Source organism: Streptomyces sp. NPDC029956 (genome assembly GCF_055574655.1).
This window is the reverse complement of the sequence record NZ_JBVHZJ010000008.1, coordinates 195,465-211,718: the sequence shown is the minus strand read 5'-3', so window position 1 is coordinate 211,718 and position 16,254 is coordinate 195,465. Positions and strand designations below refer to the sequence as shown.

The window sequence follows — 16,254 nt, the reverse complement described above, 5'->3', positions numbered from 1 at the left end:
CGGGAGCACCCCATGACACGCCCGGTCCGCACCCCGGTGGGCATCCGCCCGGCCCTGGCCGTGGCCCTCGTGCTCACCCTCGCCGCGGGTGCCTCCGCGGCCTGGACCGGCCGGGACTGGTACGCCGCCGCTCACGACGGCTCCGCCGCGTACGCCGTGCAACGCGACGAGGCGCTCGCGGCCGGGGAGCAGGCCGTGCAGAACCTCAACACCCTGGATCACCAGCGGGTGGAGCAGGGGCTCGACCTCTGGGAGTCCTCCACGACCGGCGAGCTGCACAAGCAACTGGTCGAGGGGCGCGAGGAGTTCACCGGTCAGGTGAGGGCGGCGAGGACGGTGACCACCGCCCGGGTGCTGTCGGGGGCCGTCACGGAACTGGACGACCGGGCGGGGCGGGCCCGGTTGCTCGTCGCGCTGCGCATCACCGTCACGACCCCCGACAGCAAGAGCACCGACAAGGACAGCCGCATGCTCGGCGAACTCACGCGCACCGACGGCCACTGGAAGCTCAGTGCGCTGGGGCAGGCCCCGGTGGGCGGCACGGCGACCGGCTGACCGGTCCGTCCCGCGACAGCCGCCCGCACCCGAAAGGACACGCACGATGCCGACGCCCCGCCACCACCTCAACCGCCAGCGCCGCCGCCGGGCCGCCCTCGCCGACCGGCCGGCGCCCGGCGGCACGTCCCGTACGCCTGGGGATGTGCTCACGGAACCCGCCCCGCGAACGGCGGAACGACCGGCGGTGACGTCCGTACGGGAAGCTGCCGCGCAGCCGAAGGGGCGCCGCGACACGACGGGGAGCGAGACGACCGGCCGCGACAGGACCGGCGGCGACAGGACCGGCGGTGTGACGACCGCGAGCGAGACGACCGGCCGGGAGAAGTCCGACAGGAAGAGGACCGGCCGCGTCCCCCTCGTCGTCCTGTGTGTCCTGACGCTCCTGCTCGGCGGCTTCGCCGGATGGGCGTACAGCAGGGCGGGTGAGCTCCGTGACGACCCCGCGCGCGGCAACACCGCGCTCACCGATCTCGCCCGCACCAGTGAGATCAAGGGCCAGACGGGCGCCGCCGTCGCCGCGCTCTTCTCGTACGACCACGCCGACACCGCCCCCTTCGAACGCGCGGGCAGGACGCTTCTGACGGGCAAGGCCGTCGCCCAGCACCGGACGCTGCTGGGCGGGGTGCTCGCCAAGGCGGGCCGGCAGAAGACGGTGATCACCACGACCGTCACCGACAGCGCGGTGGAGCGGATCGACGGCGACCGCGCCCGCGTCCTGGTCTACGCGGACCAGAGCAGCGTGAGCACGGCGGGCAGGCCGTCGAAGGGCAAGGCGGCCGAGGCCAGGGACCAGGGTGTCTACGCGGGCGCGATGTTCGCCGTGGACGTCGTGCTCCGCGAGGGGCGCTGGCTCGTCGAGAACATCGACACCTTCGGCCGCTGAGCCGGCCCGGGGGACGTCCGTACGGCCGCTATCGGCCGGACCCGTCGTTCGTGGGGGCCGCCTGCTGCCTGCGGCGGCGGTGGGCCGCGACCCGTGCGCGTGACGCGCAGGTGGGGGAGCAGTAGCGGCGGGGGCTTCCGGGACCGGTGCCGAGATAGAAGTTCCGGCAGTTCGAGGCTTCGCACGCACCCCAGGTGACGCGTCCGTGCTCACTGAGGATCTGCGCGAGTGCCAGGGCGCTCGAGGCGAGGAACCAGTCGCCCCAGCCCGCGTCGTCACCGTGGTCGATGTGCAGGTGCCAGGCGTGTCCGTCGTGGCGGGAGAGGCGGGGCGCGGCGGCGTGCTCGGCGAGCACGCCGTTGAGGGCGAGCGCGGCCCGGTCGATGTCGGCCTCGGCGAGGATCCCGGACATCCGCTCGGCCGCGTACCGCAGTTCCTGGGCGTCGCCCTCCGAGAACGCGGCATCGGTCAGGTCGTCAGGGCTCTCGTCATGGCGGGCGAGGAGCTCCGCGAGCGCCGCCCTGGAGAGGTCCGGGGTGGTCCGAACCGCGTTCGCCATGTCGATCAGGCGTTGAGCGGGCTGAAAACCGTGCTGGTTCACGGTGCTCCCTCCTGGCGGTAGTGCCTGCCGTGGGTGCCCGGCCCGGCGTCTCCCTCCTACTGTAACGTCTTATCTCGATAACCCGTTACGAAGTGGGGGCGGGCGTGCCCGGAGGCGTACGGCTCTACCTGGCGACGGCGTTCTGCGCCCGGACGGCCGAGGAAGGCATGGCGGTGGCCGTGGTGATGCTCGCCGCGCAGCGCCTCGACAGCGCGGCGCAGGGCGCCTTCATCCTGGCGGCGTGGATGGCCCCGCACGTCCTGGCGGCCCCGGCCGCAGGCGCCCTGGCAGCTCGGGCGCGGCGGCCCGGGGTGTTCTACGCGTGCGCTCTCACGGGCTTCGCCGGGGCCATCGCCGCCCTGGCGGTGAGCGTCGGCCACCTCCCCCTGCCCGCGGTGCTGGTCGTCGCCGCGGCGGGCGGCTGTTGCGGCCCGGTCGTCTCCGGCGGCTTGTCCAGCCTGCCGGCCCTGATGCTCGGCCCGGGTCCGGAGCAGGATCGCGCCTACGCCCTGGACGCCTCCGTCCACAACGCCGCCGGCGTCGCCGGCCCCGCGGCGGCCGGGCTCGCCGCCACGGCGGCGGGCGCCGGCACGGCCTTGGCCGCCCTGGCCGTGGCGGCGGCCTGTGCGGCGGCGCTGGCCTGCGCGCTGCCCCTGCCTCAGGGCCCGGCCGCCCGCCCGGACACCACTCCGGTACGGGGCGAACTGAGCGCAGGTCTGGCGGCGGTGTGGGTCAGCAGGGAACTGCGGGCGATCACCGCGGCCACCTGCCTGGCCTTCGTCGGCCTCGGTGCCCTGACCACGACCGCCGTCCTGCTCGCCGACGGTCAGGGCCGCCCGGGAACAGGCGGCTGGCTGGTGACCGCATTCGCCGTAGGCGCCCTGGCCGGCTCCCTCGCACTCGCGAAGCTGCGGCCGGCCGCGGCCCCCGTCCGCCTCGCCGTGACCGGGATGACCGGCACCGGACTCGCACTCGCGGCGGCGGCCGTCGCCCCGGGGCCGCTCACCTGCGCGGCCGCCTTCGCGGCCGCCGGGGCGTGCGACGGCCTCCTGCTGACCGCCACCCTGCGCCTGCGCGCGGACCACGCACCGCCGCACCGCCGGACCCAGGTGTTCACCGTCGGTGCCGGGCTGAAGATCTCCGCCGCGGCGCTCGGGGCCGCCCTCGTGGGAGGGGCCGGTTCGGGCTCGGGCACCTGGGATCTGGCCGCCATCGCGGCCCTGCAACTCGTGGCGGTGGTGATCTACGCCGGCATCCGGCGGCAACCCGGCTCCCGGAAGGAGCCGGTCGCGGTCGAGGAGACCCTGAGCCGCTGAGTGCGGGCGGCCGGGAGAGCGGAGCCCGGCCGCCGACGGGTGGAACCCCCGTCAGCCGGCCCAGGTCGCGACGAGTACGGTCGCGTACCGCTCCTCGCAGCTCAGGACACGCCCCTCGAGACCGCACGCGGTGACCACGTCCACCGCCCGCTCGGCCTGCCGCTCGCTCGTCTCGACCAGCAGTCGCCCGCCCGGCGCCAGCCACTCCGGTGCCTCGGCGGCGACCCGTCGCAGCACGTCGAGGCCGTCAGGGCCGCCGTCGAGCGTGACGAGCGGCTCGTGGTCGCGGGCTTCCGGGGGCAGCAGCCCGATGTCCCCGGTGGGGACGTACGGCACGTTCGCGACCAGGATCTCGACCCGGCCCCGCAGTTCAGGGGGCAGCGGGGCGAAGAGGTCGCCCCCGTACACCCGGCCGCCGCGCGGCTCGACGTTCCGGCGGGCGCAGCGCACCGCCGCCGGCTCGATGTCCGAGGCGTGCACCTCCGCGCCCTCGACCCGGTCGAGCAGGACCGCGCCCGCCGCGCCGGAGCCGCAGCACAGGTCGACGCAGACGGCGCCCGGCCGGGCCAGGCCCACCGCGTGCTCGATCAGGAACTCCGTACGCCGCCGGGGGACGAACACCCCGCCGTCCACCTCGATGCGCAGCCCGGCGAACTCGGCCCAGCCCACGATGTGCTCCAGAGGCAGGCCCGCGGCCCGCCGCTCGACCATCAGGTCGAGGTCGGCGGGCCCGGCCGCCGCCGCGAGCAGCATCTCCGCCTCTTCCTCCGCGAAGACACAGCCCGCGGCCCGCAGCCGCTCGACGACCCCCGCGCCGCTCACGACGTCAGACAAGCTGCGCCTCGATCGCGGAGACGATCTCGGGGGCGCCGGGCTCGGTCCGCGGACGGAAGCGGGTGACCAGGCCGTCGCGGCCGATCAGGAACTTCTCGAAGTTCCACTGGACGTCACCGGCCTCGCCCTCGGCGTCGGCGACCTTCACCAGCTCCGTGTAGAGCGGGTGACGGGCCTCACCGTTGACGTCGATCTTCTCCAGGAGCGGGAAGGAGACGCCGTACGTCGTCGAGCAGAAGGTCTGGATCTCCTCGGCGCTGCCGGGCTCCTGGCCCGCGAACTGGTTGCAGGGCACGCCGAGCACGGTGAAGCCGCGGTCGCCGTACTCCTTCTGTAGCCGTTCCAGACCCTCGTACTGCGGCGTCAGGCCGCACTTGGAGGCCACGTTCACGACCAGGACCGCGCGGTCCCGGTAGTCGGCAAGGGAGACCGGCTCGCCGGTCAGGGTCTTCAGCGGGATGTCGTACAGGCTCATGGACTGCTCCTCGTCGGAATAGGGTTTGATCTCAGCATGGGAGACGAACCACTGGCAATCTCGATCGATTCCGCACCGGAGGCAGAACCCGGGGTCCGACCGCGCCGGATCCCCTGCCGTCTGTGCGGCCGTCCCCTCACCGGAGCCGACTCCCGCCGCACGGGCCTGGGACCGACCTGCGACGCCAGACTGCACCCGCCGGCCCCGGACATCCGCACCCGCCGCCACGACGTGGACCAGGACACCCTTCCGGGCATCGACCAGGCCCTGTAGGGCCATTGCGCCGGAACCCGGCGACGCTACCAGCCCGAAAAAAGATCGCCCAGCCGTTTCCCCGGTCGGCACAGTGGGCCCGATGAGACCGAAACCCGAGCACCCGGAGTCCTGAGATGTCGACCCTGCGCGTCACCGCCGAAGTCCTGACCGTCCATCCCCACCCGAACGCCGATGCCCTGGAACTCGCGCAGGTCGGCCTCTACCGGGCCGTCGTCGCCAAGGGCGCGTACCGGACCGGGGACGCCGCCGTCTACATCCCGGAGCAGGCCGTGCTGCCCGCCGGGCTCATCGAGGAGCTCGGGCTCACCGGGCGGCTCGCCGGAGGGAAGTCGGACCGGGTCAAGGCCGTGCGGCTGCGCGGGGAGCTGTCGCAGGGCATCGTGTGCCTGCCCGGCGCGCTCGCCGGTGCCGATCTGACCCTGGCGGCCGCCGAGCGGACCGACTTCGCGGAGACGCTGGGGATCACCAAGTGGGTGCCGCCGATACCGCCGACCATGAACGGTGACGTGGAGGTGGCGCCCGACCTGCTGCCCTGGGTCGACATCGAGAACCTCCAGCGCTACCCGGAGATCTTCGAGCCCGGCGAGACCGTCGTCCTGACGGAGAAGCTGCACGGCTCGGCCTGTCTGCTCACCTTCCTCGCCGAGGAGGGACGGGTCCAGGTCTCGTCCAAGGGCTTCGGGTCGAAGGGCCTCGCCCTCCAGGAGGACCCGCGCAACCTGTACTGGCGCGCCGTCCACGGCCATGGCCTGCCCGCCGTCGCCGAGCGGCTGGCGAAACGTCTCGGCGCCCGCCGGGTCGGCTTCTTCGGCGAGGTCTACGGCTCCGGGGTACAGGACCTGGCCTACGGCGCCGACGCCCGCTCCGAGACCGTCGGCTACGCGCTGTTCGACGTGTCGGCCGAGATCGACGGGCGGGTGGAGTGGCTGGACCCGGCCGAGGTCCTGGAGGCCGGCGAGGTCCCGCTCGTCCCACGGCTGTACTCCGGCCCGTACGACCTGGACACGGTCCTCGCCCACGCGAGCGGCCGGGAGACCGTCTCGGGACGGGAGGCTCACCTGCGGGAGGGCGTCGTCATCCGGCCCGCGACCGAGCGGTACAGCCCGATCGTCGGCGGCAGGGCCATCGCCAAGGCGATCAGCCCGGCCTATCTGACGCGGAAGAACGGCACCGAGTACGAGTGACCGGGCCGGGCTGGGGCGGCCAGGGCGGGGCGTGGCCCGGCCGGGAACGGCCGGGCCCGACCGTGCCGAGCGGCTCCGCCCGCGGCCCGGCTCACAGCTTCCTGAACAGGCCCTCCTGGACCACCGACACCAGGAGCTGCCCCTCGCGGTCGTAGATCCGGCCCCGCGCGAGCCCCCGGCCGCCCGTCGCGATCGGGGACTCCTGGTCGTACAGGAACCACTCGTCCGCGCGGAACGGCCGGTGGAACCACATCGCGTGGTCCAGCGACGCCATGTCGAAGCCCCGCGGGCCCCACAGCGGCTCGATCGGGATGCGTACCGCGTCGAGGAGCGTCATGTCCGAGGCGTACGTCAGGGCGCAGGTGTGGATCAGCGGGTCGTCCCCGAGCGGCCCCACGGCCCGCATCCACACCGCGCTGCGCGGATCCGCTCCCCTGACCTCGTCCTGGGTCCAGCGCAGCCGGTCCACGTACCGGATGTCGAAGGGCTGCCGACGGGCCATTCGCTCCAGGGCCTCCGGCAGTGCCCCCAGGTGCTCGCGGATCTCGTCCGCGAGGTTCGGCAGGCTCTCCGGGTCCGTCAGGTGCCTCGGCGGCAGCTGGTGCTCGAAGGCGCCCTCCTCCGGCTTGTGGAAGGAGGCCGTGAGATTGAAGATCGTCCGGCCCTCCTGGACCGCGGTGACCCGGCGGGTCGTGAACGACCTGCCGTCCCGCACCCGCTCCACCTGGTAGACGATCGGCACCCCGGGCCGCCCCGGCCGCAGGAAGTAGGCGTGCAGCGAATGCACCGGCCGGTCGCCCTCGGTGGTGCGGCCGGCCGCGACGAGGGCCTGCCCGGCGACCTGCCCGCCGAAGACCCGCTGCAGCGACTCCTGCGGGCTCCGCCCGCGGAAGATGTTGACCTCGATCTGCTCCAGGTCGAGCAGATCGACGAGCCTCTCGGCGGGATTGGTCACGTCAGGTCTCTCCTCTACAGCTGTCCGACGGACGTCACGCGGACGACCGCGCGGCCCTCCTCGTCGGAGGCCGCGAGATCCACCTCCGCGCTGATGCCCCAGTCATGGTCGTTGTTCGGGTCGGCGAAGGTCTGCCGGACGCGCCACAGGCCGTGGGCCGCGTCCTCCTCGATGGCGAGCAGCTTCGGGCCGCGTGCGTCGGGGCCCGTACCGAGGTCGTCGTACTCGTCCCAGTACGCGTCCATCGCCTCGCCCCAGGCGTCCGCGTCCCAGCCCGCCTCGCCGTCCATCTCGCCCAGGGCGTTCAGGTTGTCGAGGGCGGCCAGCTCCACCCGGCGGAACATGGCGTTGCGCACCAGGACCCGGAAGGCGCGGGCGTTGGCCGTGACCGGCTTGACCTGGTCGGCCTTCTCCTGGGCCTCCTCGGCCGTCTGGATCTCCGGGTTGGCGAGCTGCTCCCACTCGTCGAGCAGCGAGGAGTCCACCTGGCGCACCATCTCGCCCAGCCAGGCGATCAGGTCCTCCAGGTCCTCGGTCTTCAGATCGTCCGGGATCGTGTGGTCCAGCGCCTTGTACGCGCTCGCGAGGTACCGCAGGACGATGCCCTCGGTGCGCGCCAGCTCGTACCAGGAGGTGAACTCCGTGAAGGTCAGCGCCCGTTCGTACATGTCGCGGATGACCGACTTCGGCGACACCGGGTGGTCGCCGACCCACGGGTGCGACGTCCGGTAGACGTTGTACGCGTGCCAGAGGAGCTCCTCGAGCGGCTTCGGGTACGAGATGTCCTGGAGCCGCTCCATCCGCTCCTCGTACTCGACGCCGTCCGCCTTCATCTGCCCGACGGCCTCGCCGCGCGCCTTGTTCTGCATGGCGGCGAGGATCTGGCGCGGGTCGTCGAGCGTCGACTCGACGACGGAGACCATGTCCAGGGCGTACGAGGGGGACTCCGGGTCGAGCAGGTCGAAGGCGGCGAGTGCGAACGTCGACAGCGGCTGGTTCAGCGCGAAGTCCTGCTGGAGGTCGACCGTCAGCCGGATCGTGCGGCCCTCGGCGTCGGGCGTCTCCAGCTGCTCGACGACTCCGCCGTCGAGCAGGGAGCGGTAGATCGCGATGGCCCGGCGGATGTGCCGCAGCTGCGCCTTGCGCGGCTCGTGGTTGTCCTCCAGGAGCTTGCGCATCGCCTCGAAGGCGTTGCCCGGGCGGGCGATCACCGAGAGGAGCATGATGTTGGTGACCTTGAAACGGGAGGTCAGCGGCTCCGGCTCGGCCGCGATGAGCCGCTCGAAGGTGGTGTCGCTCCAGGCGACGAAGCCCTCCGGGGCCTTCTTGCGGACGACCTTGCGGCGCTTCTTCGGGTCGTCGCCCGCCTTGGCGAGCGCCTTCTCGTTCTCGATGACGTGCTCGGGGGCCTGGGCGACCACGTAACCGGCGGTGTCGAAGCCGGCGCGGCCGGCGCGGCCCGCGATCTGGTGGAACTCACGCGCGCGCAGGGTCCGCACCCGGTTGCCGTCGTACTTCGTGAGGGCGGTGAAGAGGACCGTACGGATGGGAACGTTCACGCCCACGCCGAGCGTGTCCGTGCCGCAGATCACCTTCAGGAGACCGGCCTGCGCCAGCTTCTCGACGAGCCGCCGGTACTTCGGCAGCATGCCCGCGTGGTGCACGCCGATGCCGTGGCGCACATAACGCGACAGGTTCTGGCCGAACTTGGTGGTGAAGCGGAAGTTGCCGATCAGCTCGGCGATCTTGTCCTTCTCCTCGCGCGTGCACATGTTGATGCTCATCAGCGACTGCGCGCGCTCGACGGCCTGCGCCTGCGTGAAGTGCACGATGTAGACCGGCGCCTGCCTGGTCTCCAGGAGCTCGGTCAGGGTCTCCGTGATCGGCGTCAGCACGTACTCGTACGAGAGCGGCACCGGCCGGGTCGCCGAGCGGACCACCGAGGTCGGCTTGCCCGTGCGCCGGGTCAGGTCCTTCTCGAACATCGACACGTCGCCGAGCGTCGCCGACATGAGGACGAACTGCGCCTGGGGGAGTTCCAGGATCGGGATCTGCCACGCCCAGCCGCGGTCCTGCTCGGCGTAGAAGTGGAACTCGTCCATGACGACCTGGCCGATGTCCGCGTACTTGCCGTCGCGCAGCGCGATCGAGGCGAGCACCTCGGCCGTACAGCAGATCACCGGCGCGTCCGCGTTCACGGAGGCGTCGCCGGTCAGCATGCCGACGTTCTCGGTGCCGAAGATCTTGCACAGGTCGAAGAACTTCTCCGACACCAGCGCCTTGATCGGCGCGGTGTAGAAGGTCACCTGGTCGTTCGCCAGCGCCGTGAAGTGGGCAGCCGCCGCGACCAGCGACTTTCCCGATCCGGTGGGCGTGGAGAGGATCACGTTGGCCCCGGAGACGACCTCGATCAGCGCCTCTTCCTGGGCCGGGTAGAGCGTGATGCCCCGGTCCTCGGCCCAGGAGGAGAAGGCCTCGAAGAGGGCGTCGGGGTCGGCGGTCGGCGGCAGCTGATCGATAAGGGTCACGCCCCCCATCTTGCCTGGATTCCGCTCGGATGAGGGAACCGGCCACCGGTTCGAAGATCACGGACGATAGGCTCGTCCGTCGACCGGTCGTCAACTGAGCGCCGGCAGGGGAGAAACGGGGCGGGCCAACCATGATGGGACCGGCACACTCGCTGTCCGGAGCGGCGGCCTGGCTGGGTGTCGGAGCGGCCGCCGCGGCCTTCGACCGCCCGATGCCCTGGCCGGTTCTCGTCGTCGGCGCGCTCATCTGCGCGGGCGCGGCCCTGGCTCCCGACCTGGACCACAAGTCGGCGACCATCTCGCGGGCCTTCGGACCGGTCTCCAAGCTCCTGTGCGAGATCGTCGACAAGCTCTCGTACGCCGTCTACAAGGCGACCCGCTCCACCGCCGACCCCCGCAGGTCCGGCGGTCACCGGACCCTCACCCACACCTGGCTCTGGGCGGTCCTGATCGGCGGCGGCGCCTCCGCCGCGGCGGTCACCGGCGGCCGGTGGGCGGTGCTCGCGATCCTCTTCGTGCACCTGGTCCTCGCCGTGGAAGGCCTGCTGTGGCGGGCCGCCCGGATGTCCAGCGACGTCCTGGTCTGGCTGCTCGGCGCGACCAGCGCCTGGATCCTGGCGGGTGTCCTCGACAAGCCGGGCAACGGCTCGGACTGGTTCTTCACCGGCCCCGGCCAGGAGTACCTGTGGCTCGGGCTCCCGATCGTGCTCGGCGCACTCGTCCACGACATCGGCGACGCGCTCACCGTCTCCGGCTGCCCCATCCTGTGGCCCATCCCGGTCGGCCGGAAGCGCTGGTACCCGATCGGCCCGCCGAAGGGCATGCGCTTCCGGGCCGGCAGCTGGGTCGAGCTCAAGGTCCTGATGCCCGCGTTCATGGTGCTCGGCGGGGTCGGCGGCGCCTCGGCGCTCGGGTTCTTCTAGGCCCTGTCGTCACACTCCCGCCTGCCCCGCGACGCCATGCACGCGCTCTCGCACCTGACGCCGCGGGGCCGCCCTCCGGGCGACGACGGGAGTGTGACGACAGGACCTAGGTCGGGAGGGCCCGCACCGGTGATCCGGTGCGGCCCCTCCCCTTGTCCCGCCACCCGTCAGCCGTGCCACGACCTCCACAGCGCCGCGTACGCCCCGTCCGCCGCGACCAGTTCCGCGTGGCTGCCGAGCTCGCTGATCCGGCCGGACTCGACCACCGCGATCAGATCGGCGTCGTGCGCGGTGTGCAGCCGGTGTGCGATGGCCACGACCGTCCGCCCGTCCAGGACCCGGCCGAGTGACCGCTCCAGATGCCGGGCCGCGCGCGGGTCGAGCAGCGAGGTCGCCTCGTCCAGGACCAGCGTGTGCGGGTCCGCGAGGACGAGCCGGGCCAGGGCGATCTGCTGGGCCTGCGCAGGGGTCAGCGAACGGCCGCCCGAGCCGACCTCGGTGTCCAGGCCCTCGTCGAGCCCCCGCGCCCAGACCTCCGCGTCCACGGCCGTGAGCGCCGCCCACAGCTCGGTGTCCGTGGCCCCGGTCCTGGCCAGGAGCAGATTGTCGCGGAGCGAGCCCACGAAGACGTGGTGCTCCTGGTTGACCAGGGCCACGTGCTCACGGACCCGCTCGGCGGGCATCCGCGCCAGCTCGGCCGCGCCGAGGGTGACCGATCCGGTCCTCGGGGCGTAGACGCCCGCGAGGAGGCGGCCGAGGGTCGACTTGCCGGCGCCGGACGGGCCGACCAGGGCCAGCCGGGTGCCGGGTGCCACCTTCAGGGACACCTCGTGCAGCACGTCGACCCCCTCGCGGTAGCCGAACCGGACCTCGTCCGCCCGGACGGCCCGGCCCTCGGGCCGTACCTCCGCGTCGCCCGCCTCCGGCTCGATGTCGCGTACGCCGACGAGCCGGGCCAGGGACACCTGGGCTACCTGGAGTTCGTCGTACCAGCGGAGCACGATGCCGATCGGGTCCACCAGCATCTGGGAGAGCAGCGCGCCCGTCGTCAGCTGTCCGACGTCGATCCAGCCCTGGAGGACGAACACCCCGCCGAACAGGAGCACGGCGCACAGCACCGTCGTATGGGTGAGGTTGACGGCGGGGAAGAGCACCGAGCGCAGGAAGAGCGTGTACCGCTCCCAGGCGACCCACTCCGAGATCCGCCGGTTCGACAGCGCGATCCGGCGCGCGCCGAGCCGGTGCGACTCGACCGTGCGGCCCGCGTCGACCGTCTCGGCGAGGGCGGCGGCCACCGCCGCGTACCCCGCGGACTCCGAGCGGTACGCGGCCGGCGCCCGCCGGAAGTACCACCGGGAGACCACGATGAGCAGCGGTGCGGCGAGCAGCGCGGCGAGCGCGAGCGGAGGCGCCGTGACCGCGAGGCCACCGAGCAGCAGTCCGGCCCACACGACGCCGATCGCCAGCTGGGGCACGGCCTCGCGCATCGCGTTGGAGAGCCGGTCGACGTCCGTGGTGATGCGGGAGAGCAGGTCACCCGTACCGGCCCGCTCCAGGACGCCGGGCGGCAGGCCGACCGCGCGGACGAGGAAGTCCTCCCGCAGGTCGGCGAGCATCTCCTCGCCGAGCATGGCCCCGCGCAGCCGGACGAGCCGGACGAAGAGGGTCTGGACGAGCAGGGCGGCCGCGAACAGGGCGATCGTGCGCTCCAGATGGAGTTCACGCGCGCCCGTGGCCAGCTTGTCCACCACCGATCCGAGCAGGTACGGACCGGCCATCGAGGCGACCACGGCGACCGCGTTCACCCCGATGAGCAGCGCGAACGCCCGGCGGTGGCGGCGCAGCAGCTCGCGTGCATAGCCGCGGACGGTCGCGTCGGCGGCGACGGGCAGTGTCGTCGCCGTCGTCGGGGCCGCCGGGTCGTACTCCGGTGGCGCCAGGCCGATCATGCCGATTCCCCTTCCAGTGCTTCGAGTTCGTCGGTCGCGTCGAGCGCGCCGACCGGTGTGGCGCCGTCGACCCCGTCGACCCCGTCGACCGGGCCGAGCGCGTCGGCGGAGGACGCCGTCGCGGCGAGCTCCTCCTCGGTCTCGCGGGTGACGACCGCGCGGTAGCGGGGTTCACGGGCGAGCAGTTCGCGGTGGGTGCCGACGGCGACGGCCTGGCCCTCGTCGATCAGGACGACCCGGTCGGCGCGGTCCAGGAGCAGCGGCGAGGAGGCCAGGACCACGGTGGTCCTGCCCGCCCGCAGGGCGCCGATGCCGGTGGCGACCCGGGCCTCGGTGTGCGCGTCGACCGCCGAGGTGGGTTCGTCGAGGACGAGCACCTCCGGGTCGGTCACCAGGGACCGGGCGAGGGCGAGCCGCTGGCGCTGGCCGCCGGAGAGCGACCGGCCCCGCTCGGTGATCCGGGTGCGCATCGGATCGCCGTCGGCGTCCACGGACGCCTGGGCAAGCGCGTCGAGGACGTCGTCGCACCGGGCGGCCGCCAGGGCCCGGTCCGGGAGCACCTCGCCGGAGCGGGGCACGTCGAGCAGCTCGTGGAGGGTGCCCGAGAGCAGGACCGGGTCCTTGTCCTGGACGAGGACGGCCGTACGGGCCGAGTCCAGCGGCAGCTCGTCGAGGGGGACCCCGCCGAGCAGCACCGAGGTGTGGTCCTCTCCCGGTTCTGCCGGGTGGCCGCCGAGCCGGTCCGCGAGCCGTCCGGCCACGTCCGGGTCGCCGCAGACGACGGCGGTGAAGCGGCCGGCCGGCACGAGCAGCCCGGTCAGCGGGTCGTACAGGTCACCGGTCGCCTTGCGGTCCTCGCTCCCGTCCTCCCCGGCGGTCGTGCTGGTCGTGCGGGCCAGCGCCAGGACCCGGGCGGCCCGCTTAGCGGACGGCCGGGAGAAGGAGAAGGCCATGGCGATCTCCTCGAAGTTGCGCAGCGGGTGGTAGGTCAGGGCCACCGCGCTGTAGACGGTGACCAGTTCGCCGACCGTGATCCGCCCGTCGAAGGCGAGCCGCGCGCCGTACGCCACCACGACGATGAGCAGGATGCCGGGCAGCACGACCTGGATCGCGGAGATCAGCGCCCACATGCGGGCACTGCGCACAGCGGCCGCGCGGACCTCCTGGGAGGCGGCGCGGTAGCGGCCGAGGAACAGCTCCTCGCCGCCGATGCCGCGCAGCACACGGAGCCCGGCGACGGTGTCGGATGCGAGCTCGGTGGCCTTGCCCGCCTTCTCGCGCTGGATGTCCGCCCGGCGCGTGGCGCGGGGGAGCAGCGGCAGCACGGCGAGGGCGAGAATCGGCACGCCGACGGCCACGACGACGCCCAGGGCGGGCTGGTAGACGACGAGGCCGACGCAGACGAAGACGAGCACGACGGCGCCCGCGGCGAACCGCGACAGCGCTTCGACGAACCAGCCGATCTTCTCGACGTCGCCGGTGGAGACGGCGACGACCTCGCCCGCGGCGACCCGGCGGGTCAGGACGGAGCCCAGTTCGGCGGTCTTGCGGGCGAGGAGCTGCTGGACGCGGGCGGCGGCCGTGATCCAGTTGGTGACGGCGGTGCGGTGCAGCATGACGTCACCGACGGAGATCGCGGCGCCCAGCACCACGAGCAGCACTCCGGCGAGTCCGAGGCGCCCGCCGTCGCGGTCCACGACCGACTGCACGGCGATGCCGATGCCGAGGGGCAGTCCGGCGATGCCCAGGTGGTGCAGAAGTCCCCACAGCATGGACTTCACCTGCCCGCCGAGCTGCTGACGGCCGAGCCAGACGAGGAACCGGGTGCCCGAGCGGACATCGGGGACCCCTGGGTCGGCATAGGGAAGATCTCGAATCTGCATGGCGTCCCAGGGTCTCCGGGTCTTGTCTGGGGGAACGCGCGCCGGGGGTGTGCGACGGCGGGGAAAGCCGTGCAAGGTTCGCGTCTTCCCCCGGGGGCGGCAATCGATTTTCCGCACGAGGGGAACAGATCGCGCCATGTCCGCTCATCGTCCTCTGGACCGCACGGAGCCGAGCGCGCTTCACTCCAGCCCCATGAGATCACTCAAGATCATGAGCATGCTCAGCGGTCTGGTCCTCGCCGCCGGCGCGCTCCTCACCGTCCACCCGGCCGCCGCCGACGGTCCGAACGGCCCGACGCCGCCCGCCGAGTTCACGAACGACTGGCACGACCCGGTCACCGCCGCCCCGCCCGTCGAGACCCCCGGCACCCGCAGCTGCGAGGTCACCCTCGCCGCCGCCCGGTTCCGCGACTTCACGCCCTACCAGGGCGGCTACACCCCGCCGAAGGAGTGCGGCACACGCTGGAACAAGGTCGTCCTGCGCCTCGAAGGAAACGTGAAGGGCCGCCAGTACGACCGCCTCGGGTACCTCACCGTCGGAGGGGTGGAGATCCTCCGCACCTCCACACCGCAGCCCTCGCCCGACGGCATCAGCTGGTCGGTCGAGAAGGACGTCACCCGCTACCGCGACACCCTCAGCCGCCCCGGCGCCGTCGAGATGCTCATCGGCAATGTCGTGAACGAGACCTACACCGGCGTCCTTGACGTCCGCGTCACCCTCACCTTCCACACCGCCCAGGGCCGTGTGAAGCCCGCCGCCGGTACGCCCGACCGGGTGATCCCCCTCACCGGCCCCACCCTCACCACCCCGCGCAACACCGAGCGCGTCCTCGCCGAGGTGTACGCCACCGGCTCCGGCGGCGGCTGCGAGGAGTACTGGTACCTCTCCGTCCCCGACGCCGCCCCCTACTCCTGCCGGGCCACCGACGGACCGCACCGTGAGGTCCGCGTCTCCGTCGACGGACGCCTCGCCGGGATCGCCGCGCCCTTCCCCACGGTCTGGACCGGCGGCTGGTCGAACCCCTTCCTCTGGTACGTCACCCCGGGGCCGCGCGCCTTCGACGTCCAGCCGATCCTCTACGACCTGACCCCCTTCGCCGCCGTCCTCAACGACGGGCGCGCCCACCGCGTGGAGGTCGGCGTCGCCGGCGTCCCGGCCGGGCAGTCGGGCTGGTCCACCCCCACGAACGTGCTCCTCTGGCAGGACGAGGGCAGCCGGGTCGTCACCGGCGGCCTCGACCGCCACGAGGAGACCACCCCGCGCAACTCCTCCGTCCACACCCCGGGCTCCGCGGACTCCCTCCACCGGCTCGACACCGACGCCGGCCACCGGCTCACCGTCGCCGGGCACCTGAACACCTCGCACGGCCGGGTCGCCACCACCGTCGACCGGACCGTCGCCCACACCTCCGTGCACCGCTGGGGCGAGGGGGAGAACCCGGACGCGTTCACCGCGCGCTGGACCGACCGCGAGACCGTGACCAGCGGCCGGACCGTCACCCGCGCCGACCGGACGTACACCATGGACGGCGAGACCACGATCGGCGCGGGCGACCGGCTGCGGACCGTCCTCACCCTCGGGGACCGCGCCGACACCGCCGTGCTGCGCGACGGACGACGCCTGTCCTGGTCGCGGCTCGACGACACGTACACCGGGGACGCCACCTACACCACCGGCGTCCCGCGCGACCAGCGGCACGCGGTCGGCACCACGAACGAGCGCTACCGGCTGTACGGCTCCGAGGGCTGCCACGACCGGAGCCTGACGACCGTGCAGGGAACGGTCACCCAGGACCTGCGACGCTGCTGACCAGGACGGTGCCGGGCCCCTGAACGCGAGGGATGCAGGCTCCCGGACGCGATGCCCGGCCCCCGTACGCGGAGGCCGG

General features: G+C 73.0%; 14 protein-coding genes. 7 read left to right on the top strand and 7 right to left on the bottom strand.

The features are described 5' to 3' along the window. The first annotated feature begins 12 nt into the window (after window positions 1–12). Both ACZ4XX_RS09220 and ACZ4XX_RS09215 read left to right on the top strand, forming a co-directional pair. A complete protein-coding gene (locus tag ACZ4XX_RS09220) occupies window positions 13–555 on the top strand; it encodes a nuclear transport factor 2 family protein (RefSeq protein ID WP_468507306.1) in 543 nt (180 codons plus the stop codon). Between the two features lie 46 nt (window positions 556–601). Beyond that, window positions 602–1,441 carry a hypothetical protein gene (locus tag ACZ4XX_RS09215; protein WP_468507305.1) on the top strand — a complete coding sequence of 280 codons (840 nt, stop codon included), beginning with the start codon at window positions 602–604 and terminating at the stop codon, window positions 1,439–1,441. Window positions 1,442–1,469: 28 nt separating this feature from the next. Here the strand turns inward: ACZ4XX_RS09215 and ACZ4XX_RS09210 are convergent, their stop codons facing one another. After that, complete coding sequence (locus tag ACZ4XX_RS09210; protein WP_468507332.1) at window positions 1,470–2,000, bottom strand: CGNR zinc finger domain-containing protein; 531 nt, start codon at window positions 1,998–2,000, stop codon at window positions 1,470–1,472. A gap of 146 nt (window positions 2,001–2,146) precedes the next feature. On the opposite strand from ACZ4XX_RS09210, the gene ACZ4XX_RS09205 reads away from it, so the two are divergent. Then, window positions 2,147–3,358, top strand: a complete 1,212-nt coding sequence (locus ACZ4XX_RS09205) for an MFS transporter (RefSeq protein WP_468507304.1) — start codon at window positions 2,147–2,149, stop codon at window positions 3,356–3,358. Between the two features lie 51 nt (window positions 3,359–3,409). On the opposite strand, the gene ACZ4XX_RS09200 is transcribed toward ACZ4XX_RS09205, so the two are convergent. Beyond that, entirely contained in the window at window positions 3,410–4,192 is a 783-nt protein-coding gene (locus ACZ4XX_RS09200) for a putative protein N(5)-glutamine methyltransferase (protein WP_468507303.1), read from the bottom strand. Further along, a complete protein-coding gene (locus ACZ4XX_RS09195; protein WP_468507302.1) occupies window positions 4,185–4,667 on the bottom strand; it encodes a glutathione peroxidase in 483 nt (160 codons plus the stop codon). Before ACZ4XX_RS09195 ends, ACZ4XX_RS09200 begins: the two co-directional genes overlap by 8 nt. Before the next feature lie 36 nt (window positions 4,668–4,703). Here ACZ4XX_RS09195 and ACZ4XX_RS09190 point away from each other — a divergent pair, with 36 nt between their 5' ends. Then, window positions 4,704–4,940, top strand: coding sequence for a DUF6011 domain-containing protein (locus ACZ4XX_RS09190; protein WP_468507301.1), 237 nt, complete (start codon window positions 4,704–4,706; stop codon window positions 4,938–4,940). A 116-nt stretch (window positions 4,941–5,056) separates the two neighbouring features. Further along, complete coding sequence (locus ACZ4XX_RS09185; RefSeq protein ID WP_468507300.1) at window positions 5,057–6,127, top strand: RNA ligase (ATP); 1,071 nt, start codon at window positions 5,057–5,059, stop codon at window positions 6,125–6,127. A 91-nt stretch (window positions 6,128–6,218) separates the two neighbouring features. Here the strand turns inward: ACZ4XX_RS09185 and ACZ4XX_RS09180 are convergent, their stop codons facing one another. Further along, the gene (locus ACZ4XX_RS09180) at window positions 6,219–7,082 is read right to left on the bottom strand and encodes an acyl-CoA thioesterase (protein WP_468507299.1); all 864 of its coding nucleotides are present in this window, start codon (window positions 7,080–7,082) and stop codon (window positions 6,219–6,221) included. A 14-nt stretch (window positions 7,083–7,096) separates the two neighbouring features. After that, window positions 7,097–9,610, bottom strand: a complete 2,514-nt coding sequence (locus ACZ4XX_RS09175) for a DEAD/DEAH box helicase (protein WP_468507298.1) — start codon at window positions 9,608–9,610, stop codon at window positions 7,097–7,099. A gap of 131 nt (window positions 9,611–9,741) precedes the next feature. On the opposite strand from ACZ4XX_RS09175, the gene ACZ4XX_RS09170 reads away from it, so the two are divergent. Continuing rightward, window positions 9,742–10,533 carry a metal-dependent hydrolase gene (locus tag ACZ4XX_RS09170; protein WP_468507297.1) on the top strand — a complete coding sequence of 264 codons (792 nt, stop codon included), beginning with the start codon at window positions 9,742–9,744 and terminating at the stop codon, window positions 10,531–10,533. Between the two features lie 167 nt (window positions 10,534–10,700). Here ACZ4XX_RS09170 and ACZ4XX_RS09165 read toward each other — a convergent pair whose 3' ends face one another. Next, window positions 10,701–12,482 (bottom strand): ABC transporter ATP-binding protein, encoded by a 1,782-nt coding sequence (locus ACZ4XX_RS09165; RefSeq protein ID WP_468507296.1) that lies wholly within the window; start codon window positions 12,480–12,482, stop codon window positions 10,701–10,703. Next, entirely contained in the window at window positions 12,479–14,365 is a 1,887-nt protein-coding gene (locus ACZ4XX_RS09160) for an ABC transporter transmembrane domain-containing protein (RefSeq protein WP_468507295.1), read from the bottom strand. The genes ACZ4XX_RS09165 and ACZ4XX_RS09160 overlap by 4 nt, the downstream gene beginning before the upstream one ends. Window positions 14,366–14,558: 193 nt before the next feature. Between ACZ4XX_RS09160 and ACZ4XX_RS09155 the strand changes: the two genes are divergently transcribed. Further along, window positions 14,559–16,175, top strand: coding sequence for a peptide-N4-asparagine amidase (locus tag ACZ4XX_RS09155; protein WP_468507294.1), 1,617 nt, complete (start codon window positions 14,559–14,561; stop codon window positions 16,173–16,175). The last annotated feature ends 79 nt before the right edge of the window (window positions 16,176–16,254 follow it).